Origin of the sequence: Acidovorax sp. LjRoot118, from assembly GCF_964253575.1 — a bacterium.
Lineage (GTDB): Bacteria > Pseudomonadota > Gammaproteobacteria > Burkholderiales > Burkholderiaceae_C > Acidovorax.
This window is the reverse complement of record NZ_CAXURB020000001.1, coordinates 3,494,668-3,517,093: the sequence shown is the minus strand read 5'-3', so window position 1 is coordinate 3,517,093 and position 22,426 is coordinate 3,494,668. Positions and strand designations below refer to the sequence as shown.

The 22,426-nt window shown below is 68.2% G+C and carries 25 protein-coding genes; 13 read left to right on the top strand and 12 right to left on the bottom strand.

Features of this window, described 5'->3' with window-relative positions; translation table 11 throughout:
* Window positions 1–158: 158 nt before the first annotated feature.
* Window positions 159–1,025: an AraC family transcriptional regulator gene (locus tag ACSQ9E_RS16625; RefSeq protein WP_436218534.1), complete on the top strand. Its 867-nt coding sequence runs from the start codon at window positions 159–161 to the stop codon at window positions 1,023–1,025.
* A gap of 198 nt (window positions 1,026–1,223) precedes the next feature.
* Window positions 1,224–1,469 carry a hypothetical protein gene (locus ACSQ9E_RS16620; protein WP_436218533.1) on the top strand — a complete coding sequence of 82 codons (246 nt, stop codon included), beginning with the start codon at window positions 1,224–1,226 and terminating at the stop codon, window positions 1,467–1,469.
* 219 nt (window positions 1,470–1,688) lie between these two features.
* Here the strand turns inward: ACSQ9E_RS16620 and ACSQ9E_RS16615 are convergent, their stop codons facing one another.
* Window positions 1,689–3,077 (bottom strand): hypothetical protein, encoded by a 1,389-nt coding sequence (locus ACSQ9E_RS16615; protein WP_436218532.1) that lies wholly within the window; start codon window positions 3,075–3,077, stop codon window positions 1,689–1,691.
* Between the two features lie 348 nt (window positions 3,078–3,425).
* Between ACSQ9E_RS16615 and ACSQ9E_RS16610 the strand changes: the two genes are divergently transcribed.
* Entirely contained in the window at window positions 3,426–4,502 is a 1,077-nt protein-coding gene (locus tag ACSQ9E_RS16610; RefSeq protein WP_057200889.1) for a metallophosphoesterase, read from the top strand.
* A gap of 58 nt (window positions 4,503–4,560) precedes the next feature.
* Here the strand turns inward: ACSQ9E_RS16610 and ACSQ9E_RS16605 are convergent, their stop codons facing one another.
* Window positions 4,561–4,953, bottom strand: a complete 393-nt coding sequence (locus tag ACSQ9E_RS16605; RefSeq protein ID WP_057200888.1) for a hypothetical protein — start codon at window positions 4,951–4,953, stop codon at window positions 4,561–4,563.
* A gap of 1,025 nt (window positions 4,954–5,978) precedes the next feature.
* On the opposite strand from ACSQ9E_RS16605, the gene ACSQ9E_RS16600 reads away from it, so the two are divergent.
* The 5 genes from ACSQ9E_RS16600 (at window position 5,979) to ACSQ9E_RS16580 (ending at window position 12,228) form a co-directional block, all read left to right on the top strand.
* Entirely contained in the window at window positions 5,979–6,575 is a 597-nt protein-coding gene (locus ACSQ9E_RS16600; protein ID WP_436218531.1) for a DUF2939 domain-containing protein, read from the top strand.
* A gap of 117 nt (window positions 6,576–6,692) precedes the next feature.
* Window positions 6,693–7,436, top strand: coding sequence for a TetR/AcrR family transcriptional regulator (locus ACSQ9E_RS16595; RefSeq protein WP_428001410.1), 744 nt, complete (start codon window positions 6,693–6,695; stop codon window positions 7,434–7,436).
* A 102-nt stretch (window positions 7,437–7,538) separates the two neighbouring features.
* Window positions 7,539–8,750, top strand: a complete 1,212-nt coding sequence (locus ACSQ9E_RS16590) for an efflux RND transporter periplasmic adaptor subunit (protein ID WP_436218530.1) — start codon at window positions 7,539–7,541, stop codon at window positions 8,748–8,750.
* A gap of 17 nt (window positions 8,751–8,767) precedes the next feature.
* Window positions 8,768–10,786 carry a MacB family efflux pump subunit gene (locus ACSQ9E_RS16585; protein ID WP_436220230.1) on the top strand — a complete coding sequence of 673 codons (2,019 nt, stop codon included), beginning with the start codon at window positions 8,768–8,770 and terminating at the stop codon, window positions 10,784–10,786.
* A 23-nt stretch (window positions 10,787–10,809) separates the two neighbouring features.
* The gene (locus ACSQ9E_RS16580) at window positions 10,810–12,228 is read left to right on the top strand and encodes an efflux transporter outer membrane subunit (protein ID WP_428001407.1); all 1,419 of its coding nucleotides are present in this window, start codon (window positions 10,810–10,812) and stop codon (window positions 12,226–12,228) included.
* Here ACSQ9E_RS16580 and ACSQ9E_RS16575 read toward each other — a convergent pair.
* Window positions 12,225–12,635: a GFA family protein gene (locus tag ACSQ9E_RS16575; RefSeq protein ID WP_436218529.1), complete on the bottom strand. Its 411-nt coding sequence runs from the start codon at window positions 12,633–12,635 to the stop codon at window positions 12,225–12,227. The two genes, ACSQ9E_RS16580 and ACSQ9E_RS16575, sit on opposite strands and share 4 nt — an antisense overlap.
* 266 nt (window positions 12,636–12,901) lie before the next feature.
* On the opposite strand from ACSQ9E_RS16575, the gene ACSQ9E_RS16570 reads away from it, so the two are divergent.
* Window positions 12,902–13,249: a hypothetical protein gene (locus tag ACSQ9E_RS16570; RefSeq protein ID WP_436218528.1), complete on the top strand. Its 348-nt coding sequence runs from the start codon at window positions 12,902–12,904 to the stop codon at window positions 13,247–13,249.
* A 157-nt stretch (window positions 13,250–13,406) separates the two neighbouring features.
* Here ACSQ9E_RS16570 and ACSQ9E_RS16565 read toward each other — a convergent pair whose 3' ends face one another.
* Window positions 13,407–13,766, bottom strand: coding sequence for a hypothetical protein (locus tag ACSQ9E_RS16565; RefSeq protein WP_057200882.1), 360 nt, complete (start codon window positions 13,764–13,766; stop codon window positions 13,407–13,409).
* Between the two features lie 101 nt (window positions 13,767–13,867).
* A complete protein-coding gene (locus ACSQ9E_RS16560) occupies window positions 13,868–14,077 on the bottom strand; it encodes a DUF3606 domain-containing protein (RefSeq protein ID WP_436218527.1) in 210 nt (69 codons plus the stop codon).
* Between the two features lie 160 nt (window positions 14,078–14,237).
* Between ACSQ9E_RS16560 and ACSQ9E_RS16555 the strand changes: the two genes are divergently transcribed.
* Window positions 14,238–14,840 (top strand): hypothetical protein, encoded by a 603-nt coding sequence (locus tag ACSQ9E_RS16555; RefSeq protein ID WP_436218526.1) that lies wholly within the window; start codon window positions 14,238–14,240, stop codon window positions 14,838–14,840.
* 60 nt (window positions 14,841–14,900) lie between these two features.
* On the opposite strand, the gene ACSQ9E_RS16550 is transcribed toward ACSQ9E_RS16555, so the two are convergent.
* Entirely contained in the window at window positions 14,901–15,200 is a 300-nt protein-coding gene (locus tag ACSQ9E_RS16550) for a hypothetical protein (protein WP_436218525.1), read from the bottom strand.
* A 14-nt stretch (window positions 15,201–15,214) separates the two neighbouring features.
* Window positions 15,215–15,613, bottom strand: a complete 399-nt coding sequence (locus tag ACSQ9E_RS16545; protein WP_436218524.1) for a hypothetical protein — start codon at window positions 15,611–15,613, stop codon at window positions 15,215–15,217.
* A gap of 310 nt (window positions 15,614–15,923) precedes the next feature.
* Between ACSQ9E_RS16545 and ACSQ9E_RS16540 the strand changes: the two genes are divergently transcribed.
* Window positions 15,924–16,232, top strand: a complete 309-nt coding sequence (locus ACSQ9E_RS16540; RefSeq protein ID WP_436218523.1) for an Imm10 family immunity protein — start codon at window positions 15,924–15,926, stop codon at window positions 16,230–16,232.
* A 107-nt stretch (window positions 16,233–16,339) separates the two neighbouring features.
* Window positions 16,340–16,765, top strand: a complete 426-nt coding sequence (locus tag ACSQ9E_RS16535) for a hypothetical protein (protein ID WP_436218522.1) — start codon at window positions 16,340–16,342, stop codon at window positions 16,763–16,765.
* A gap of 40 nt (window positions 16,766–16,805) precedes the next feature.
* On the opposite strand, the gene ACSQ9E_RS16530 is transcribed toward ACSQ9E_RS16535, so the two are convergent.
* From ACSQ9E_RS16530 to ACSQ9E_RS16515, 4 genes are all read right to left on the bottom strand, one after another.
* Complete coding sequence (locus ACSQ9E_RS16530; protein ID WP_436218521.1) at window positions 16,806–17,429, bottom strand: hypothetical protein; 624 nt, start codon at window positions 17,427–17,429, stop codon at window positions 16,806–16,808.
* Between the two features lie 66 nt (window positions 17,430–17,495).
* Complete coding sequence (locus ACSQ9E_RS16525) at window positions 17,496–18,107, bottom strand: hypothetical protein (RefSeq protein WP_436218520.1); 612 nt, start codon at window positions 18,105–18,107, stop codon at window positions 17,496–17,498.
* A 921-nt stretch (window positions 18,108–19,028) separates the two neighbouring features.
* Entirely contained in the window at window positions 19,029–19,175 is a 147-nt protein-coding gene (locus tag ACSQ9E_RS16520; RefSeq protein WP_164470730.1) for a hypothetical protein, read from the bottom strand.
* Between the two features lie 549 nt (window positions 19,176–19,724).
* Complete coding sequence (locus ACSQ9E_RS16515) at window positions 19,725–20,954, bottom strand: MFS transporter (RefSeq protein WP_436218519.1); 1,230 nt, start codon at window positions 20,952–20,954, stop codon at window positions 19,725–19,727.
* 86 nt (window positions 20,955–21,040) lie between these two features.
* Between ACSQ9E_RS16515 and ACSQ9E_RS16510 the strand changes: the two genes are divergently transcribed.
* A complete protein-coding gene (locus tag ACSQ9E_RS16510) occupies window positions 21,041–21,667 on the top strand; it encodes a TetR/AcrR family transcriptional regulator (RefSeq protein ID WP_436218518.1) in 627 nt (208 codons plus the stop codon).
* 105 nt (window positions 21,668–21,772) lie between these two features.
* On the opposite strand, the gene ACSQ9E_RS16505 is transcribed toward ACSQ9E_RS16510, so the two are convergent.
* On the bottom strand, window positions 21,773–22,255 hold the full coding sequence (locus ACSQ9E_RS16505) for a thermonuclease family protein (RefSeq protein WP_436218517.1): 483 nt from the start codon (window positions 22,253–22,255) through the stop codon (window positions 21,773–21,775).
* Window positions 22,256–22,426 lie beyond the last annotated feature (171 nt).

The window sequence follows — 22,426 nt, the reverse complement described above, 5'->3', positions numbered from 1 at the left end:
TGATGGCTCCTGTGTCAGGGTTGAGGTGGTGAGAAAAAAGGGAGAGAAGGGAGGTGCAGCTGCAACACCGTGGAATGAAGTTTCCATCGCAACGCAGTAAAATATGGTGCGATGAGTCCATAAAACATGCCTTTTCGTCCTGAATGGACCGCTCCGCCATGAATGTCCCGCTGCCGCAACCCGTCGACCGGCTGTCTGCCTTGCTCGAGCGCTTTCGCCTTCGCGCCCACCTGTTCCATGCCGGGCCGCTGTGCGGCGTCACGCACTTCGCGGCGCAGCCGGGGCGGGGTTTTCTGCACGTGCTGCGCAGCGGTGAGATGGAGGTCACGCACCGTGCGCGCGGCGTCAAGCGCCGGCTGCAGGTGACCGAGCCCACGCTGCTGTTCTACCCACGCCCGCTGGCGCACGACTTCCACAACGCGCCGGTGGACGGGGCCGATTTCGTCTGCGCCACGCTCGACTTCGACGGCGGCGACAGCCACCCGCTGGTGCGCGCGCTGCCGCCGCTGCTGGTGCTGCCGCTGCGCGAGGTGGATGGGCTCGAGCACACGCTGGCGCTGCTGTTCGCCGAGACCGAGCGCCTGCGCTGCGGCCAGCGCCTGCTGGCCGACCGCCTGTTCGAGGTGCTGGTGATCCAGCTTTTGCGCTGGCTGCTGGACCACACGGGCGAGACCGAGCTGCCCGCGGGCCTGCTCACCGGCCTGGCCGAGCCGCGCCTGGCCCGCACCCTGGTGGCCCTGCACGAGCGCCCCGAGGCCGACTGGACGCTGGACACCATGGCCGCGCAGGCCGGCATGTCGCGCAGCGCGTTCGCCGCCGCCTTTCGCACCCACGTGGGCCAGCCGCCCGCAGACTACCTGGCCCAGTGGCGCATGGCCATTGCGCAAACCCTGCTGCGCGGCGGCACCCCGGTGAAGGCCGCGGCCGACCAACTGGGCTATGCCAGCGCCTCATCGTTCTCACGCGCGTTCACGCAGGTGGTGGGGCAGGCGCCGCGCAGTTGGGTGCAGGGGCTGCAGGGGTAAGCCGCGGCGCTGGTGCCAAAGGCCAGCAGGAGCAAAGCTGCCACTGCTAGACTTGCCGCAGCTCTGCCCGATCGGCGCCTGGTCTCGGTCACTTTGGGAGCGACATCGCAAGTCAGGGCATTGCGGGCGCAACTTATCGGCCTGGCGCTACTCCCATCTTCACGGGCTGGCCATGGTGGCTGGCGGGGTGGTCACGCCATGAACGAACTTGCGCTCCTTGAGGGCCTGGGCCTGCAGATGCCCAGCCCGGCCTATCTCATCGGCTCGCTCGTCTTCAGCCTCATCGGCTGGATCGTGTGGCGCCGCGGGCGCCGGCAAACGCGGCCGGTGCTGGCCTGGAGCGGGGCGGTGCTGATGTTCTACCCGTACTTCGTCACCCGCGCATGGCTGCTGTGGGGCTTGGGCCTGGCCCTGTGCGCCTGGGTCTACCTGCAGTGGGAGTGACTTCGCTTGGAAATGCCGGCTGGCGCTGGCCCGCGGTGGCTGGGCCCCGCCCTCAGCAGAACACCAGCGCCAGCAGGGCGGGGTCGTCCATGAGGTTCAGCAGGGCGTAGTCGGCCCAGCGGTAGGCCAGAAACAGCGTTTGTTCGATCCAGTGGTCCAGGGGCATGGGCGGAGATTATCCCTGTGTTCACCTGCTGGCCTCCATGCCGAGGGGGATGTCTACCGCGGCGGGGCGCCTTGCTGGCCGGGGGATTCGCCATCCGCCCTTGCCAGCAGCACGGCAAGAAGGTCTGGCAGCTCGCGCACTTCTGCGTCGTCGTCCTCCTTGTCAGTGGCACTGTTCGCACTGTTGGCGCCGTGGGCCCGGGAGAAGCGCCACGGCTCGCCAGGCCCCAGGCCATGCAGATGCAGCACCTCACCGGATTCCAGCCACAGTGCCGGGGCCAGCACCTGGCAGCCGGCGGCGGTGCAGGCGGCTGCCGCGTCGCGCCCGGCCTCGGGGGCGAACTCTGCCTCCCAGCCCAGCAGCAAGGTGGTGGCGTCCACTCGTTGCAGGGCTTCGGGCCCGGCGAAGGGCGCGAGCGCCAGGATATGAGGGGCGGTGCTTTCAGGCTGGGCCACGGTGCCCCGAAGGGTGTTCTCCACGGCGCGCGAATGCGCGGGTGTGGCGCTGCGGGCCAGGCAAAAGAAGCCGGTGCCGATGGGGCCGGATGATGCGTCTGCCAGCGCTGGCGCCTGTGCTGAATCGGAATTGCCGGGGCCTGCGCTGTCATCGCCCGCCGCTTCGTCTGCGCCGTCATCCCATTCTTCGCGCCGTGGTATGTGCTTCACGACGAGCACACCTTGCTCCAGCCGCAGGCGCTGGCCCGCCAGGATGGCCTGGTAGACGGCGTCCAGCAGCGCCAGCAGGTGGGGCCCCAGCTGGCGCTGGAAGTAGCGGGTGCAAAAGAGCACGACGTGGCTGTCCTGGTAGATGGCGGGTTGTCGGACCTTGCCACTGAACAGGTCGGTGGCCAGGGTGTGAATGCTTTCCATGTCCCGCCCCATGCCGGCGAACTGGTCCACGCCCTCCCAGCAGTCGCTCACCATGCAGTTGTCCAGGCTCTCGTCGTGGCAGGCGCGCGAGAGAAAGCGGGAGAACATGTCGCCGCACAGGTACTGGAACGAGGTGGCAGGGATCACCTGCGCCAGCGTGCGCACCAGGCACCGCATGCGCAGGAATACCTGCGGGCCGGGGTGCCGCAGCCGGGTGCCGTCGAAATAGCGCACCAGCTCGATGGCCATATCGGTGAGCGACTGTGGCCGGTAGTGCCGGAGGATGGCGGCGAAGGCCTCCTCGCTGACCACGGGCGAGGCCAGGCACAGGTAGGCGTGGACGTAGGTACCCAGCGGGTTGATGCGCCCGGCGGGGTCGCGCAGCGCTCCTATGCGCTCGTCGCGCGATTCGATCTGCCCTTCGAGGCACAGGCGCTTGAGCGCAGGGGCGAAGGTTTTTTTCTTGAACTCGCCTAGCTCCACGTTTTCAAGCAGGTCGGTGTACAGCTGCTGGCGCGCTTCGGTGCAAAGTGCGGCGTCCGGGGGGTAGATTTGAATGAAGTCCTGCGCCATGAACTGGGTGCGCTGTCTGTCAGCCTGTGTGTTGCCTGAGAAGAGGCGCCCCGCATCTGCTGGGTGGGGGCCGTTTGAGAGGTGGTGTGCGTTGGGCTCTTTGGCAGAGCGCCCAGGAATTTTAATCAGCGGCCCCCAGGCGTGGCTTGACAAGTTGTCAAGCGTGGTGGCGCGCTGCAAGGCGTTGCAGCGGGCCGTGGCAGCCCGTATGGATGCCGGCCTGCTGCCGGGGCCCGGGCGGGCAACTGCTAAAGTGGTCTGCCGGGCGCTGCCTGGGTGGCAGACGGATAGGTCCTTTCGCCGCCATCGCCATCATTGTGGTTTTCTTTTGTTGTCTGTTCCTTTTTCATGAGCCTGATCCAACCCCTGCCCCCCGGCCCGCTCGACATCGTGGGCGACATCCACGGCGAGTACCAGGCGCTGGTGCAGTTGCTCGGCCACCTGGGCTACGACGGCGAGGGCCGGCATGCCGATGGGCGCACGCTGGTCTTCGTGGGCGACTTCTGCGACCGGGGCCCGGACAGCCCGGCCGTGCTGGCGCTGGCGCAGCGCCTGGTGCAGGCGGGCCGCGCGGTGGCGGTGCTGGGCAACCACGAGATCAACCTGCTGCGCGAGGATGCCAAGGATGGGTCGGGCTGGTTCTTCGATGCGCGCATGGTGCGCGACCACGACAAGTACGCCCCCTCGGCACGGCCCACGCCCGCGCAGCGCCACTCCATCGTGGAGTTTCTGTCGGTGCTGCCTGTCGGGCTGGAGCGCGAGGACCTGCGCGTGGTGCATGCCGCCTGGCAGGAGGTGCAGATCGATGCGGCGCGCCTGCTGCCCCTGGGGTCGGTGCGCAGCGAGTACGACCACTGGGAGCATGCCGCCAGCCGCCAGGCGCGCGAGACCGCGCTGGAGCAGCGCATGGCGCAGGAGATGGAGCACTGGCTGCACGGGCTGGAGAACAACCTGCACCAGCCGCCGTTTCTGCACGCGCATGCCGAGAACGAGGCCAACAAGCAGATGCTCAACCCGCTCAAGGTGCTGACCTCGGGCGTGGAGAGCACGGGGCGCTCGCCCTTCTTCGCGGGCGGGCGCTGGCGGTTTACCGAGCGCCAGGCCTGGTGGGACGCCTACACCGACGACGTGCCCGTGGTGGTGGGCCACTACTGGCGCCGCCTGCGCCCCATAGACCGCAGCGTGGTGGGCAAGGGCGATGCGGACCTGTTTGCCGACACCCACCCGCTGGCCTGGCATGGCCAGCGTGGCAACGTGTTCTGCGTGGATTTTTCGGCCGGTGGGCGCTGGGCCGAGCGCAAGGCGGGCAAGGTGGTGGGGCATGACTTCAAGCTGGCGGCTTTGCGCTGGCCGGAGCGGGTGCTGCAGTTCGATGATGGGGCGGTGCAGGCAACGCAGGGCTTCGGGATACCGGGCAGCCCGTAGCCGGTGCCTGCCGAACGGCCAGCGGTTGCTGGCCATCGCGCGCGCAGAGCGCCATCATTCATGCATCGCCGCGAAGTCGCCGGATGCAGGCCACCAGAAACCCGGCGGCTGCGAGCATGCAGGCCAGGCCGGGGCCGTACTTGCCCAACGCGAGGTAGGTCAGGCCCAGAATCGCGCTCAGCCATTTGCCGCCCGACATCACCTCATCGGGGTGCGCGAGGTGCCAGGCACCGAGGCCCGCGAACATGACTGCAAGGAGCAGGTACCCCAGCCAGGCGAGCGGGTGGGGCGGTTGTTCTTCGGGTGGCTTGGTGCTCTTGGTGCTGCCAGCCGGTTGGAGGCGGGGTGTTTTGGCTGCGCGCCTGGCGTCCCGGATGGCCATGACGGGGACCAGCACCATGGGAATCAGCACGAAGACGATGAGCAATCCAATGATGAGGTAGGTCGCCATGGTCGTTCCTGCTTGTCGTTTTGCTCTGTTCTGTTCTGTTCGTCGCTTTTGGACGCGGGGCGACGTTACCACGTGGGTTTGTGGGGGGCTGTGATTTTGGGTGGAGGTACGTTCGTCAGGCGACATGCACTGGCATGTTGGTGCAGTCTTGGGGGCGTGTGTTTGGGTGGCCTTGGTGGTTGGTTGAAAGGCGGGGGCCGGGGTGTGCGCCCGGCGGCGCAGTAACTTTCTCTTGAGTCGCCAAGAGAAAGTCACCAAAGAGAAGGCGACCCCCAGTCTGCGTCCCCCGTTAGCCCTGTCGGGCGAACGGGGGCAACCTGCGATGCTCGGATCTGGGGTGGTGCCGATGAACTCGCTGCGTTCTTCGAACTCCGCTCAGACAGCATCGGCAAGCTAGAGCACGAAGCGTGTGTGTCCTTCGGCACACACGCCCACCCCAGATCCTGCGCTTCTCGGCGCAGTCAGCAGGGGTGGGGAGCGGGTGCCACACGGCTGCTGCTTCGCAGCTGCGCCTGGGGTCGGGTCGCGCTGTGCGCTGCCGACAGTTGGGCATGAAGGCCCTGCCCAGGCCGAGCGAAGCAATGGCCCGCGTGGAGCCCGTTCCCACCCCCTTCTGACCGTGCCGAGAAGCGCAGGGCCTGGGGTGAGCGCGTGCCGCAGGACACGCGCATCGTGAACTGACTCACCGCGGTTGTTCGAGCGGAGTTCGCCCGCAGGGCGAACGCAGCGAGTTCCGCGGTGCACCCCAGGCCCGAGCATCGCAGGTTGCCCCCTCGCCACCGGCGAGGGGGACACGGGCAGCGGGGTCGTCTTTTCTTGGCCTACCTTCTTTTGACGAAGCAAAAGAAGGTAGGTGCGCCGCCGGGCGCACACCCCGGCCTCCGCCCTCCATGCAGGCATGCAGCCGGCACGAACAACGAACGTGCCTAGTCCTGAAAGCAAGCCGCAGAACACGTAAACCCCCATACCCCACCGCGCGTTGAAACCAGGGGCCAACCAACAACGAAACCGAGGGACCAACCAACATGACCGCAACGACGAACGCGACAAGCAGCAGCAAGAAAAAAGTCCTGGCCGTCGCAGCGGCCATCGCCGTGGCAGCCGGCGCTGCCCTCTACGCCTCCCCCTACTGGGCCCTGCACTCCCTGTCCAACGCCGTGCGCGACCAGGACGCGGCCAGGGTGTCCGAGTACGTGGACTTCGTGCTGCTGCGCGACTCGGTCAAGGAGCTGCTGACCGCGCGCATGGACGCCGAGATGAAGACCCGCGGTGTGCCGGCCGACAACCCCTTCGCCAACCTGGCGCAGACCTTCGTGAAGAGCATGCTCACGCAGGCCTTCGACGCCATGGTCTCCCCATCGGGCGTGGTAAGGCTGCTGCACGGCAGTCCTGCGGGTGGGGCGCCGGTGGCCGCACCGCCATCATCCACGCGCGGTGGTGGCGCTGAGCGCACCAACGGCAGCACCAGGCCGCGCTTTCATGTGGACTACCGCGACTACTCGACCGTGCACGTGAGCTCCGAGGGGCGCGAGGTGGGCTTCGTCTTTCACCGCTATGGCCTGCTGTCGTGGAAGATGGTGGCCATCGACAGGACACTGCTGGACAAGCCCGGGGCGGACTGACGACGGCCATGGGGTGCCGCCCCGCCCGGTCGCCATGTCCCCGCGCACCCCACAACCCCGTGCCATGAAAGGTCTTGCTGGCCGAGCTGTCATTTACTGCCAATAGAATGGCGGTAAATGACATTCTCCAGATCCGAAGCATCCCGCATGATGGTCGCCCGCACAGCCGCCCGGCTGTTCGCCGGCCAGGGCGTGGCTGCCACCAGCGGCGGCGACATTGCTGCAGCGGCCGGTATCTCGGAGCGCACGGTGTGGCGCTACTTTCGCAACAAGGAGAGCTGTGTCGAGCCCCTGTTCGCGCAGACCTGGCAACGCTTTGCGCGCGAGCTGCGCTGCTGGCCGCGCCACCTGGCACTGGAACTCCACCTGGCCGACCAGTTCGCGCTGGACCGGCACACGCCCGAGGAGATTGCGGACATGGTGCTGGTGGTGCGGCTGATTGCCGCGCTGCCTGATGAGCCCGACCTGCGCTCCATCTGGCTGCATTCGTACCACGATGGCGAAGGGGAGATGGCGGCCCTCATCGGCGACCGGCTGGGCCGTTCGCACCATGATTTCGAGGTGCGCCTGTGCGCTGCCGCGGTGATGGGCGCCGTGCGCACGGTGGACGAGGCCATCAGCCGCGCCGCGGTGTGCGATGGCCAGGCCTTCACCACGGAGCAGGTGGTCGCGCAGATGGCGCGGGCCATCCGCGCGGTGAGCAACCTGCCGTTCTGCGACCCGGTGGCGGCAAGGCCGTTCGGCGATGCCGCCGCGCCGCCATCCCGCAAGAAACCACCGGCACCGGTGCCACGCAAGGCAGCGGCCCCCAAGGCAAAAGAAAAAGCCCCCGCCGCAGCAGCCAGGCGCACACCGAGGTGAGTGCGCAGACAACCCGCTGAACAGGCGCCTGGCCAGCCGATCAACGGCTGACCGGCTTCCCTGTCACCCCTCATTTTTCCGAACAGCCTCCAACTTTCTCCCATGCCCATTTCCAAGAAAACACCCTTGCGCATCGGCCTCGCCGTGCTGGCGCTGGCCGCTGCCGGCGCTGTTGTGAAGTGGCAGTTCTTCCCTGCCAAGCCGGCCAACAGCTTCATCACCGCCACAGCCGCCACCGGCGACCTGGAAGACACGGTGCTGGCCAGCGGCACCTTGCAGGCCTTCAAGCAGGTGAGCGTGGGCGCGCAGGTGTCGGGGCAGATCAAGTCGCTGAAGGTGGCGCTGGGCGACAACGTGAAGGCCGGCCAGTTGGTCGCCGAGATCGACTCCCTGACGCAGCAGAACACGGTGCGCAATTCCGAGGCGGCGCTGGCCACGGCGCAGGCCAACCTGCGTGCGCGCCAGGCCTCGCTGTCGCAGGTGGAGCTGGCCTACAAGCGCCAGCAGCAGCTGCGCGCGGCCGATGCCGGCCCCCAGGCCGACCTGGAGGCGGCCGAGGCCACCTGGCGCACCACGCTGGCCGATATCGACGCCCTGAAGGCGCAGATGCAGCAGGCGGCCATTGCCGCCGACACGGCCAAGGTGAACCTGGGCTACACGCGCATCGTCGCGCCCATCGACGGCCAGGTGGTGGCCTTGGTCGCGCAGGAGGGGCAGACCGTGAACGCCAACCAGGCCGCGCCCACCATCATCAAGCTGGCCAAGGTGGACACCATGACCGTCAAGGCCCAGATCTCCGAGGCCGACGTGACCCGCGTCAAGCCCGGGCAGAAGGTGTACTTCACCATCCTGGGCGAGCCTGACCAGCGCTACCAGGCCACGCTGCGCGCGGTGGAGCCCGCGCCCGATTCCATCGCCAACGAGTCGTCCCAGTCCAGCGCCGCTGCCACCAGCAACGCCACGGCCACCGCCATCTACTACAACGGGCTGTTCGACGCGCCCAACCCCGACGGCAAGCTGCGCATCTCCATGACGGCGCAGGTCTACATCGTGCGGGCCGAGGCCATGGGCGTGGTCACCATCCCGTCGGCCGCGCTGGGTGCGCGCAACGCCGATGGCACCACCACCGTGCGCGTGGTCGACGCCGAGGGCAACGCCGCGCCGAGGCAGGTGAAGATCGGCCTGAACAACAACGTCAACGCCCAGGTCACCGAGGGCCTGGCCGCTGGCGAAAAGGTGGTGCTGGGCGATGGCGCCAGCGCCCCATCGGCCACCAACCCGGGCCGCATGCGCGGCGGCCCGCCACGGCAGTGAGCGGGGCCATGCAGGCCATGCAAGGCAAGGCACACGACACCTGCGCGGTGGCAGAAACAACAGCAACAGCAGCACCGCAGCCCCTGCTCGACCTGCGCGGCGTGACGCGCGAGTTCCCGGCCGGCGATCAGGTGTTGGCCGTGCTCAAGGACGTGAACCTGACCATCCACGCCGGCGAGATGGTGGCCATCGTCGGGCAGTCGGGCTCAGGCAAGTCCACGCTGATGAACATTTTGGGCTGCCTGGACACGCCCACGCGCGGCAGCTACCGCGTGGACGGGCGCGAGACCGGGCAACTGGCGCCCGACGAGCTGGCCGAGCTGCGGCGCGAGCACTTCGGCTTCATCTTTCAGCGCTACCACCTGCTGTCGGACCTCACGGCACAGGGCAATGTGGAGGTGCCGGCCGTGTACGCGGGCCGCACACGCGCGCAGCGGCATGATCGCTCGGCGGCGCTGCTGGCGCGCCTGGGCATGGCCGACCGCATGCACCACACACCGGGCAAGCTCTCGGGTGGGCAGCAGCAGCGCGTGTCCATCGCCCGCGCGCTGATGAACGGCGGCCGCGTGATCCTGGCCGATGAGCCCACCGGCGCGCTGGACACGCACTCCGGCGCCGAGGTGATGAAGATCCTCGAAGAGCTGCACGCCGAGGGCCACACCATCATCATTGTCACGCACGACATGGGCGTGGCTGCGCACGCGCAGCGCGTGATCGAAATCCGCGACGGTGCCATCGTGGGCGACACGCGGCGCGAGGGTGCGCCTACGCCCGGCACCGGCGCCGGCCGGCCCTCCAGCCGCGCTCCCACGGGGCTTGTTGCGCGGCTGTCGGCCTTTGGCGACCGCTTTCGCGAGGCCTTCCACATGGCGCTCTTGGCCATGAACGCGCACCGGCTGCGCACCTTCCTGACCATGCTGGGCATCGTCATCGGCATCGCCTCGGTGGTGTCGGTGGTGGCGATGGGCGCGGGCACGCAAAAGAAGGTGTTGGCCGACATCAGCGCCATCGGCACCAACACCATCGAGGTGTTCTCGGGCTCGGGCTTCGGCGACGTGCGCTCTGCCGCCGTGCGCACCCTGGTGCCGGCCGATGCCGACGCCCTGGCCGCCCAGCCGTATGTGGACAGCGTCACGCCCAACCTCAACGCCGCGGCGCGGCTGCGCTGGCGCAATGTGGAGCTGACCGGCACGGTCAACGGCGTGGGCGAGCAGTACTTTCGCGTGAAGGCGGTGAAGCTGGCGCAGGGCACGGTGTTCGACGCCAGCGCCGTGCAGGAGCGCCAGCAGGTCGCGGTGATCGACGACAACACCCGCGCCAAGCTGTTCCCCAACCTGCCCAATCCGGTGGGCGAGGTGGTGCTGCTGGGCAGCGTGCCGGTGCGCGTGATCGGCGTGGCCGCCAAGAGCGACAACGCCTTCGGCAACAGCGAGGCGCTGAATGTGTGGGTGCCCTACACCACGGCCATGGGCCGCATCGTGGGGCAGAACTACCTGCGCAGCATCACCGTGCGCGTGGCCGACACCGCCCCCATGGCCGCGGCGGAGCAGGGCATCAACCAGCTGCTCAAGACACGCCACGGCCGCGAGGACTTCTATGTGCTGAACACCGACAGCATCCGCCAGACCATCGAGACCACCACGCAGACGCTGACCCTGCTGGTCGCGTCCATCGCCGTCATCTCGCTCATGGTGGGCGGCATCGGGGTGATGAACATCATGCTCGTGTCGGTGACCGAGCGCACCCGCGAGATCGGCGTGCGCATGGCCGTGGGCGCGCGCCAGGGCGACATCCAGCAGCAGTTCCTCATCGAGGCGGTGCTGGTGTGCCTGCTGGGCGGTGGCCTGGGCATCGCCATCGCGCTGGGCCTGGGCGCGTTGATCACCAGCGTGGCGCCGGTTGTGCCGCTGGCGTTCTCGGTGAGCTCCATGGTGTGGGCGTTCGCCTGTTCCACGCTGATCGGCGTGGTCTTCGGCTTCTTGCCGGCGCGCAGCGCGGCGCGCCTCAACCCCATCGATGCGCTTGCACGCGACTGATGAACATGAAGGACCGACTGCACGTGACGACCATCAAAAACTACTCCTTCGCCCTGGTTCCCCTGGCGCTGGCCCTGCTGCTGGCTGGCTGCGCCGGCACGCGCACGGCCTACCAGGCGCCGGGTGCCACCGTGCCTGCCGCCTGGCAGCAGCAACAGCCTTCGGCGTCAGCCACTGCCCAACTGCCCGACCAGTGGTGGCGCCAGTTCGGCGACCCCGCGCTGAGCCAGGTGGTCGAATCCGCCCTGGCCCGCAACAACGACCTGGCCGCCGCCGCGCTGCGCGTACGCCAGGCGCAGCTGCAGGCCGGCATTGCCGCCACGGCGCTGGCCCCCACGGTGGCGGGGCGCCTGTCCAGCAGTGCATCGCGCCGGCTCGAAGGCGGCAGCAACGCCACGGCGCGCAGCAGCGGCGCATCGCTGTCGGCCAGCTACGAGGTGGACCTGTGGGGCCGCGTGGCCAGCACGCGCGACGCGGCCGAGTGGGCCGCCCGCGCCAGCGCCGAGGACCGCGAGGCCGCCGCCCAGGCCCTGGCCGGCACGGCCGCAGGGCTGTACTGGCAACTGGCCTACCTGAACCAGCGCGTGGGCAGCGGCGGCGACAGCCTGGCCTATGCCCTGCGCACGCAGGAACTGGTGCGCGCGCAGTACGACGCGGGCGCGGTGTCGGCGCTGGAGCTGCGCGAGGCCGAGCAGACGGTGGCCAGCCAGCGCGCCGCCCTGGCCCAGCTGGAGCAGCAGCGCGTGGAAACGCGCAACGCCATCGCCGTGCTGATGAACGCGCCCCCCGGCGCCACCACCCTGGCCGAGGTGCTGCCCGCCGAGCCCCAGCGCCTGCCCGAAGCCGCCTTGCCCGCCGTGGCCGCAGGCGCCCCCGCCGAGCTGCTGGCCCGCCGCCCCGACCTGCGCGCCGCCGAGTCCCGCCTGCGCAACGTGCTGGCCAGCGGCGACGCCACCCGCGCCAGCTACTACCCCGCGCTCAGCCTCACGGGCGAGCTGGGCACGTCGAGCACCTCGCTGCTGCGCCTGCTCTCCAACCCCGTGGCCAGCCTGGGCGCGGGCCTGAGCCTGCCCTTTTTGCGCGCACAGGAGATGAAGCTTTCGGGCCAACTGGCCACTGCACAGTACGAGGAGGCGGTCACCAACTTCCGCCAGGCCTTGTACACCGCCTTCGCCGACGTGGAGAACGCCCTCTCGGCCCGCACCCAGCTGCTGCGCCAGGGCGAGCAGCTGGCCCTGCAACTGACCGCCGCCCGCGAGGCCGAGCGCCTGTACGAGGTGCGCTACCGCGCCGGCTCCACGGGCCTGCGCACCTGGCTGGACGCGCAGCAGCGGCGCCGCACCGCGGAGCTGGCGGTAGAGGAGAACCGGCTGGCGCAGCTCAATGCGCTGGCGGTGGTGTACCGGGTGTTGGGGGGCGGGGTGGGGCCGGCGGTGCCCTAGCTTGGCTGCCCCGGAAAGCTTTCCACCTCTTCCGAGAACGCCACCCACGCGCGCCGCCGCTGCGTCCATATCTGCCGCTGGGGCGTGCCCAGCTCGTCCCGCTGTTTGAGTACCCCGGTGCGCAGCGAATAGGCCGTCGGCGCTTGCTCCGCGCAGGCATACAGGGGCGTGCCGCAGTGTTCGCAGAAGGCCAGCAGCCGCCGGGCGCCGCTGTCTGCCGTCTTCACATAGGTGCGGGGCGTGCCCTGCAGCAGCCGAAAGCTGGCCGCAGGCGCGGAAATGTTGGCGCGGAAGGCCGAGCCCGAGTGGATCTGGCAGTCCGTGCAGTGGCAGATGGTCATGCTGCCCGGCTGAACCTCGGCTTCGTACGCAATCGCGCCGCAGTGGCATTGGCCTTGGACTTTCATTGGGGTTCTCCTGGTGGGCTGGCCATTTTGCCCCGGCCGCGCGCTTGCATGGCCACCTGCGCCGCCGGATAGTTCCCCGCTGATTCAGGCAAAAAAGCCGGTTTCCACGGCCTTGCACCCGCCACTGGGGCTGGCCTGCCTGGCTGAAAATACCGGTGTCAGTCTGCGTGCCAGATCCTTGCCAGCCCGCCAACCACGGTACGCCGACCTTTGTGAATGACGCAAGCTGCGGGCACCCGATCACACCATCTGCTGGAAACATGCCCGTGCGCCGCTCTGCCCTGACCCTCGCCTTCATCGTCTGGAATGCCCTGGGCGCCGTGGCCCATGCTGGTGACCGGTGCCGGGGAGACTGCCAGGGCGCGGGGCTGGCAGTGCTGATCCTCATGCCCCTGCCCATCATCTTTGCCTACTTCTGGGGCCGCAGGACGGATGGGCCCGACCTGGGCCAGATCCTGGCCTACGTGATCCAGGGCGGTGTCGTCGGCTTGTGCGTGGCGTATGCGCTGCTGGGCCTGGGGGCGCCGCGCTGGGGTGCGTGGATGGCGATCGGCCTCGCCGTGTACGCCATTTTCGCGGCGCGCATTCACCCCCGGCGGCATGTGAAGGCCTAGTGTCCCGAGTTAGAAATTCGTTGAATAAATCTACCGACAATCCCCGCCATGCGTCGTTGCAAATGCTCGCCATGCTCCCAGCATGGCTGTGCTTTGCGCCTAACCTGGCAGCGATTTCGGCAGAATTCTCTCGTCAACGAACTTCCAACTCGGGACACTAGCGTTCGGGCTTGCCGGCCAGCAACGAGCGCTCCAGTTCTGCCTCCAACTGGTCCAGCGCCAAGCGCGTCTCGCTGCCTTCGATCCAGGCCACTTCACGTTCGCAATCCACCCAGGCCGCCAGGCTTGGGCGTGGTTGGTCTCCCGGGTACTTGCGCAGGGCGATGCGCACTTGGCTGCCTGTCCAAGTGGAGCCATCTGCGGACCAGGAAGAGGCCACAGGTTTGAAGAGCACCCGGTCGCTGTTCAGGTCGCGCACCTGCGGGGTCAACACCCAGTGGGAGTTGCGCGCCTCCCAAGGGTCGACCTGGAGCGCGAACCGTCCGTCTGCCGAAGTCGATTGGTGCTCGTATGCCACTGGGCGTTCTCCTTGCGTTGCTGTGCCATGGGCCGATTCTGGCCGATGGCCATGCCAGCAGGCCCGCCGGGCAGCGCAGGGAGCGGAAGCGGCGGCTGGCGTCAGGCGGCGGCTGCCAGCCATTGCCACGGACCCTTGCCGCCGTACAGGTAGTTGCGCACGGCCTGCGCCGAGTTGCCGACGGCGGACATGGCTTCCAGGAGGTCGGCTTCCGAGCAATCAAGCGATTGCATCCATTCGGCCAAGCCGCTCTCCTGCGTGGCGATGATGGGGTGGGGATCAGCGAGGGCGATTGTCTGGCGGCGTGGCATGGCGGCTCCTTCATGGGGGGAGGGGGTACGCATCTCGGGGGCTGGTGGTGAATGGTCGCGAACGACGCGGCCCGGCCTCGTAGGAAAAGCACCCGTTCGGGTTACGTCAGCGGGCAATTTCTGGCTTGTTCGGTGCGCGCCCGCGTGCTTTGATCAACCGATGGCCAAGTACGACAACGGGCAAGAAGCGCCGCCACCCACCAAGCCCACCCGGCGGCTGGTAGCGCTGGCCGCTCTGGCGGTTGGATGCGGCCTGCTGGCAGGCTGCGGTGCCTTGCCCGGGCGCGGCGTGCACCCGGTGCACGAAGGTCCCCTGGAGGCCGTGCGCCTGCCGATGGAGTTCCACGGCGAAAAGGTATGGCCCCACGCCGAGTACGTGGCGCGCACCGAGGCCCAGTGGGAGCAGGCGTGGAGCCAGGGGCGCAGCACCGACCCGCGCAACGACAGGCGCCCGCGCGACGGCCGGCCCATGGTGGATTTCAGCCGCCACATGGTGATCGGCGTCTCGCGCGGCTACGGTGTCCAGTGCACCTACCTGGATATCCGTGATGTCGTCGAGCGGCCGGGCGAGATCGAGGTGCGGTTCGTGCACCTGTGGCCGTCGCGGGAAGAGCTCGATGAAGTGGAGCAGCAGATGATGGACAGGGCCAGCACCAACGCCTGTTTTGCCACGAGCGTCCTCCTCATCCGGTGGTACCTGCTGCCGCAGAGTTCCAAGCGCGTGCGCTTCGTGCGCATCCGGGCCAGGGGGCCCGACGGCTGACGTGGTTGGCGCCCTCAGCCGGGCATGGGAATGACCACAGCCAGGGGCAGGGCAGGGGGCTCATCGCCCCAGCGCCAAATTCGGTCCAGGCTCGCGATGGCACTCCACCGTGTTCGCATTCACCCACTCGTAAGCCACCCCATGCCCGCACACGAATTGCGCGGCCATGTGCCGGCGCTGCTCCGTGCTGGGCTGCCGTGGCAACTGCTCCTGCGCTGCGGCCTGCTGCTCCAGGCGCTCGCGCCGCACTGTGTGCTGTGCGTCCTCGTGCATCGCCCACAGCAGCGTGGACCCGATGGTCAGGGCGCCGAGCACCAAAACGGCGTTGGCAGGCGTGACGACGCGCCTGGGGCCCTGCATTTTCGGCCCTTCCATCACACGGCCTCGGTATGCGTTTCGGCCCAGGTGCGGGCCAGCACCTCGATGGCCTCGCGCGCGAGTGCATGGCCCTGCTGGGCGCAATTGACGAGGGCGTGCATGGCGCGGGTGTCGTTGTCGCGGTAGTCCATCGCAGACAGCAGGCGCGCGTAGTCGCCGCCACGCGCAAAGGCCAGGGTTTCGCGGTGGGAGGCGTCTTCGGCGGCGTACTGCGCATCGGACGCTGCGGCGCGCGCTTCGTGGTGGTGGACCGCGTCGCGCACCGGGTCGTTGGCGCTGCGGCAGAACAGGGCCCTGTCCCTGTCCGTGCCCTTGTCCATGCCGGTGGTCGGCGGGGCGGCGAAAGGTGGGCGATACGGTGCGGCGGCGGTAGCAGGGTACAAGGCGGTTTGCATGGTGCGGTGCTCCTGGCAGAGGGGCCATGCCATCTGGCCTGTGACCGGATGGCATGGGATCGGAGGGAGAGGAGAAGGCGGCAGCCCGCAGGGGCTGCCATGGGTCTATTGTTTAGCTTTGTCTAAACTTTGTCAAGATAAACTTAAACTGGCGTTTAGGGATTTCGCGACTATCCGTGCGCAGGCCGCAGAAAGCCCCAGCGCTGGCCTGCCTGGGCTCGGCGGTGGCGGATAGTGGGCGCCTGCAAAACCTGGTACCTGGGGTCCTTGTGGCTGCCGGGGTGTCCGGCTGAACAGTGGGAGGGTGTTCATGCCCGCAGGCTTTGCCGCAGATGCTTTTGCTGCCGTGGAGGACGATGGGCTGCTCATCGTCACGCTCGGGGCGCCGTCCACCGAGGGCGAGGATGTCTACCTGATGCTGCAGCACCAGGACGAATACGACGAACAGGACGTCGAGCTGGGCATGGACCAGCCCTGTATCGAGTACTGCGGCCAGGGATGGTCCTGGTACGGCCATATCCTGTCGTTCGACCTGCACCGCGACCATGTGAGGGTGCAGATGGATGCGCAGGCCGCCCAGGAGATGGACAATGACGGCCTTGCTCGAAGTGCGCTTTGACCTGGCCCAGGCTCAGCTCCACGCGCTGCAGCGGACCTTTGTCGGGCGTTCGTATTCCACGGCAGGGCCTGACCGTCGCCTGACGTGTGGCCACCCTGGAGATTGCCATGACCACCCTGGTGCAGCTCTCTGAACTCATCGACGCCTTCCAGTGGACCAGTGCCACGGGGCCGTTCGAGAACGCCGCCTATGTCGACCGCAAGACCGGAAGGATCTGGTGGGTCGGCGGCGACTGGGAGGACGAGGACGATCCGGTGCCCGACGACCTGGAGGATGGGTCGCTGTACCTTGCCGTGCCGGACACGCTTGAACTGGGGCTGGGACGGCGCCTGGCCTGGCGCTTCGCCGAGGAGCAGGCGCCGCAACTGGCCGAACGGGTGTACCGCTGTTTTGAGCGGGCTGGTGCCTATGGCCGGTTCAAGGGCCTGCTGGAAGACCATGGCCTGCTGCAGGCCTGGTACGACTTCGAGGCCGCTGCCACGGAGCAGGCCTTGCGCGAATGGGCGGCCGAGAATGGATTCACGCTCGTGTAGCCGCGCCCACTGTGACGGGCGGCCGCGCCGCAGTCAACAGTCAGCGCTTGCCAGTGCTGCGGTAGCGCAGCGTATCGAGCGCCAGCGCAAAGCCGGGCTCGGTGGCCTTGGCGGATTCGTCGGCCACCTGGGTCATGATGATGGCGGTGGTCTCGCCCAGGTTGGCCTTGAAGAAGCGCGCCTCGTGCGGCAGCTTCAGTCCCTGCAGGCTGATCTCGAAGCGCTGCGAGACGCCCTTGCTGTCCTGGCCTGCCACTTTGCGGGTGAGGGGGGCCGAGGCCACGGGGCCAAAGCGCAGTTGCTGCGCGACTGCGCTGGCATTTTTTGCGGATTCGGCGCGGTTCTTCGCCGTGTTGGCTGCGAAGGCCTCGATGTTCTGGTCCTTCAGGAAGGGGCTGAACATGAAGGTGACGACGGCCTCGTCGGGCCCTTCGAGGTCGATGCTGCGCAGGCGGGTTTCGTCCTGGGCGACCGAGTCCTCGGTCACCTTCCAGCCGGCGGGGTGCTCGAAGCTCACGCCGTCCTTGCTGTAGGTGGTGTTGGGCGCGGCCAGGGCGGGCTGGGCGAGGCCGGCCAGCAGCATCATGAGGCCCAGGGCTGCGGTGGTGACGCTGCGGCGTGTGGCTGCGCGGATGGTCGGGAGCGGGGTCGCGAAGAGGGACATGGTGCGGTGCATGGGTGGGGGAGAAGGGGGCAGTCAGGAAGGGTGGGGGCTTGTTACTACATGCCCCTACCGCTTGGCGCGGTAGCGCAGCGTGTCCATCACCAGGCCCAGGGCGGCGTCCACCTGCCTGGTATCTTCGGCCATCGACTGGGTCATGAAGTTGGCGCTGCTGGCATCGCCGAAGTCCATGGAGAAAAAGCGCGCTTCGAGCTGCACGGTTTCACCCCCGGAGGTGTAGCCGAAGCGCTGCAGCACGCCCTTGATTTCCTTGCCGCCCACGCGCCGGGTGATGGCGCTGGAGGCCAGGCCCGTGGGGGTGATCTTGTCCGGGCCCTCCTTGGCCGCAGCGCCCTTGTCCATCTGCGCGCGGTGCTCAGCGGCGCGCGTGGCCAGGGTCTCGATGTTCTGGCCCGACAGGAAGGGGATGAACATCAGGCTGATGATCGCGTCGCCGGGGCCTTCGAGGTCGATGCTGCGCATGCCGGCGCCGTCTTTCTCGATCTCGTCGGTCATCACCTTCCAGGTGGCGGGGTGCTGGAAGCTGACACCGTTTTTGCTGTAGGCCTTGGGTGGTGCGGCCTGGGCGGGCAGGGCCAGCCAGGCCAGGGCGGCGGCCAGGAGCAGGGCCAGGGCGCGCAGCAGGTTGTTGGTGGGCGGGGGCAGGGTGGGGGAGTGCATGGGGGTGTGGGGTTTGCCGGGGGCGGGGGGCTTGGGTTGGGCTGGTGGATTCTCGCATTCGTGTGGGGGTGTAGGCAGGGGCGATGGTTGATGCATGCTGTGATGAAGGGCGGAGGCCGGGGTGTGCGCCCGGCGGCGCACCTACCTTCTTTTGCTTCGTCAAAAGAAGGTAGGCCAAGAAAAGACGACCCCGCTGCCCGTGTCCCCCTCGCCCGATGGGCGAGGGGGCAGCCTGCGATGCTCGGGCCTGGGGTGACGCCGAAGAACTCCCTGCGCTGCCTCTGCGAGGCAGCTCCGGTCAAACAGCTTCGGCGAGCCAGATGACGATGCGCGTGTCCTTCGGCACGCGCTCACCCCAGGCCCTGCGCTTCTCGGCACGGTCAGAAGGGGGTGGGAACGGGCTCCACTCGGGCCATTGCTTCGCTCGGCCTGTGGTCCTTCGCTGCGCTCGGCTCGCCAGGGCGGTCGCGCCCAGCCTGTCGGCAGCGCGCATAGCGCGCGTAACCGACACCCGGCGCCGCTGCGAAGCAGCAGCCGTGTGGACCCCGCTCCCCACCCCTGCTGGCTGCGCCGAGAAGCGCAGGGCCTGGGGTGGGTGCGTGTGCCGCAGGACACACGCACTTCGTCCTCTGGCTTGCCGCAGCTGTTTGAGCGAAGTTCGAAGAACGTAGCGAGTTCTGCGGCACCATCCCAGGACCGAGCATCGCAGGTTGCCCCCATTCGCCCGACAGGGCGAATGGGGGACGCAGACTGGGGGCCGCCTTCTCTTTGGTGACTTTCTCTTGGCGGCCAAGAGAAAGTTACTGCGCCGCCGGGCGCACACCCCGGCCTCCGCCCTCAGCAAAAGCAAGCATCAACCATCAACACCGACACGTAGAACGCGCCATCAAACCGGCTGGGTCAAAGACCCAGCCCGCACCCTCACCCCAATGGCTTCCACTGCGGCGCATCCGGCTCCGGATACAGCAGCACCTCGCGCGCAGGACGCTGCATGGCCTCCCACTGGCGGCGGCGCTTGACATCGCGGGGGCGGATTTTTTCGGGCTGGGTTCTGTGGGTACGGGACATGGTGACTACCTCCTCTGGGGGTGGTGTGGTAGCTCCATTGGCGCGCAGACCGTGCCCCTTGGATGTCAGACGGCTTCGACGCCGGGCATCGGCCACTGCCGAAGCGACGTGCAGGGCCAGACCGACTGCCATCCAAAAAAAACAGCCCGCGGTGGGCGGGCTGTGAACTTGCTGTTCAGCAAGGGAGGGGTGGGTGTCGATGCGGTATCGACAGGAGCAATACTAAAGATGCCGACTCGCGATTTTTGTAGGACGGCGCCCCGTTGAAGCGTGTGCAAAAGAGAAGGGCATTTCAACCATGAGAGGGTGGCTCCCTGTGCAGGCCGGGGTGCTGCCTGTAGGAATTGTCCGACCCGCCCATTTTGCAAAAGACTGCATGCAACTGTTGCAGTGCGTTCTAAGCTGATGCCTTCTTCACGGAGGACCACATGCCTATCTTGGGAATCGTCTTTGGAATCCAGGCCATTGCCATCGTCGCAGCGCTGTCGCTGAGCCTGGCCATCTACTCCTGACCTGCATTGCCGTTGGGCGATGGGCGACGGGCCCCGCTCACGGCGCCGTCCGCCGCAGCATCAGCCCCAGCGCCGTGAGCCCCAGTGCCAGCACTGCCAGCCCAAAGCCCAGCGCCGTGGCATGCAGCCCGAAGGTGCCCGCAGCCAGCCCGGCCACGATGGCCGGCACGCTGAATGCGAAGTAGCTGAGCACGAAAAAGCCCGACATCAGCCCCCCGCGCTCTGCCGGCGTGGCGGTGCCTACCAGGCTGCGCAGCGAGCCGTTGAAGCCCGAGCCAAAACCCACGCCCGCCACCACCGTGCCCCCGAAGAAGGCCACGTTGGAATGCAGGGCCACGCCCGCCAGCGTGATCACCAGGCCCAGCACCAGCGCACTGGTGCCCAGCAGCAGCACCTGGCGCGGCGGCTGCGTGCGCACGAAGGCGATGGCCACGGCACTTGTCAGCACCAGGGCGCAGATGAGGGCGCCGCCCACCACCGGCGCGTGGCTGCCCGTGATCACCCGCGCCAGCGTGGGCCCGAGCGAGAGGTAGAAACCGCCCAGTGCCCACAGCGCCGTGTTCAGCGGCAGGATGCGCACCAGCGTGCTGCGCGAGCTGGCCGGTATGGCGATGCGCGGGCGCAGCGAGCGCCAGGCGCCTGGGCGGCGCACCACCGTTTCAGGCAAAAAGACGGCGGCCAGCGCCTGCAGCACGAACAGCGCGAGCAGCAGCTCGAACACCAGCGCTGTGTGCGTGGGTGCAAACTGCACCAGCGCACTGGTGCCCAGCGCCCCGACGGCCATGCCCAGCATGGGCGCCACGCTGTTGACCAGGGCGCCGCGCTCGGTGTGCAGGTCGATCAGCGCTGCGCTGAGCACGCTGGTGGCGATGCCCGTGGCCAGGCCCTGCACGATGCGCGCGGCAAACAGCCAGGCCACCGAATCGGCCTGCCAGAAGAGCACGGTGGAGACGATCTCCAATACCAGCGCCAGCAGCACCACCTCGCGCCGCCCCCGGTGGTCCGAGAAGGTGCCGAACACCAGCGCCGCGCCCAGCAGTGCAAACGCATAGCTGGCAAAGACCAGCGTCAGCGTCAGCGCCGAGAAGCCCCAGCTGTCGCGGTACAGCGCATACAGCGGTGAAGGCGCGCTCGACGCTGCCAGAAACCCCACCAGGATGGAGGCCAGCAGCCACAGGGCCATGGCATGGCTGAGCCGCCGTGTGGGCGCGGAGGGCGGGGCGATGGCTGCTGCGGTGGCAGCAGCGGCGCTGAGGTTCGTGGCCATGGAAACTCCAGTACGAGGCAAAAGCAAAGAATTTGCTTTTGCGTATTAAACCACTAAAGCAATGGTTTTGCTTTAGCATGGTGGCCATGAACCCCAGACCAGCCCCCCGCCCCGGGGGACGCAGCGCCCGCGTGCAGGCCGCCGTGCACCGCGCCACCCACGAGCTCACCGAGCAGATCGGCCGCGCGCAGCTCACCGTGCCGCTGATTGCCGCGCATGCGGGCGTCACGCCGTCCACCATCTACCGCCGCTGGGGCGACCTGGCCGAGCTGCTGGCCGACGTGGCGCTGGACCGGTTTCGCGCCGACACCGAGCCTGCGGACACCGGCAGCGTGGAGGGTGACCTGCAGGCCTGGGCCGAGCAGTTCTTTGAAGAAATGGGCTCCGAGGTCGGGCAGGCCATGCTGCGCGATGTGCTGGCCGGGCGCAGCCAGGGCGAGATGCCCGTGCCCTGCCAATGCGCGGCCTACACCGCCAGCCAGATCGAGATCGTGCTGGCGCGCGGCACCGCGCGCGGCGAGGCCGTGCCGGCAGTGGACGCCATCATGGACGGCGTGGTCGCCCCCATCATCTACCGCACCCTGTTCGGGCCCACCCGCGCCAGCCATGCGCTGGTGCATGCGCTGGTCAGCGGGTGCATGGCGGGCGCGGGCCGCCAACCCAGCGATTGCAACCTGGCGCTGGCCGGTGCGGCGGGGCCGATGCTGGATTGACCCACGCGGGCGCGATAGCCGTAGCTATCGCGAGGACTTGCAACGCTGCCCCGGTGTGAAAGACGCGGTTTTATTGGCATCAATTTGCGGGACAGGACACTGGTGTCAGGGGTACCTGAGAGGGCTTGCCACGGGGCCCGTGGGCTTTTTCTTGCGCGTTTCGCGCCAGTCCCACGGTGGCAGCGGGCCGGTCTGCGCCCACAGGCCGCGCCCGGCCGCCTGGGCGCGCAGCTGCAGATCGGCCAGCGCCTCATACCCCAGGCCCACCTTGGGGTCGTACCAGGCCATGCCGGCGCGCAGCTGCTCGGCAGCGGCGTCCTTGCCCTGGCATTCCACGTCGGCCACGGTGCGGCCAAAAACGTCGACGGTGATGTTGCTGAGCTTGACCTTCTGCGGTATCAGGCACAGGTTGACCAGGCTCTTGTGCGACAGCTCGCCATAAGGCTGGCGCATCTCGGGCGCATCGATGGCGCGGATGGCGACAAAGGTCTCTTCATTGCGGGTCACATCGGCGCAGCGGGCGCGAAAAGAGTCGCCATCGTGGATGGCAACGACCAGGCAAAGCAGGGTGGCGGTGGTCAAGGGCATGGTGTGGCCGGGCGGTGCTGGGAGGGGGCTGCAGCGGTGCCGGCAGGTGCGTGTGCAGGCGCATGCCCGCGCGTGCAACCGGCCTGCCGCACCGCGGCCGCGGCGTGCGGGCGGTGCCTGTCGATGCGTTCTGCCATCCCTCTCACCCCGATTGTGTATTGGTGGAATTTT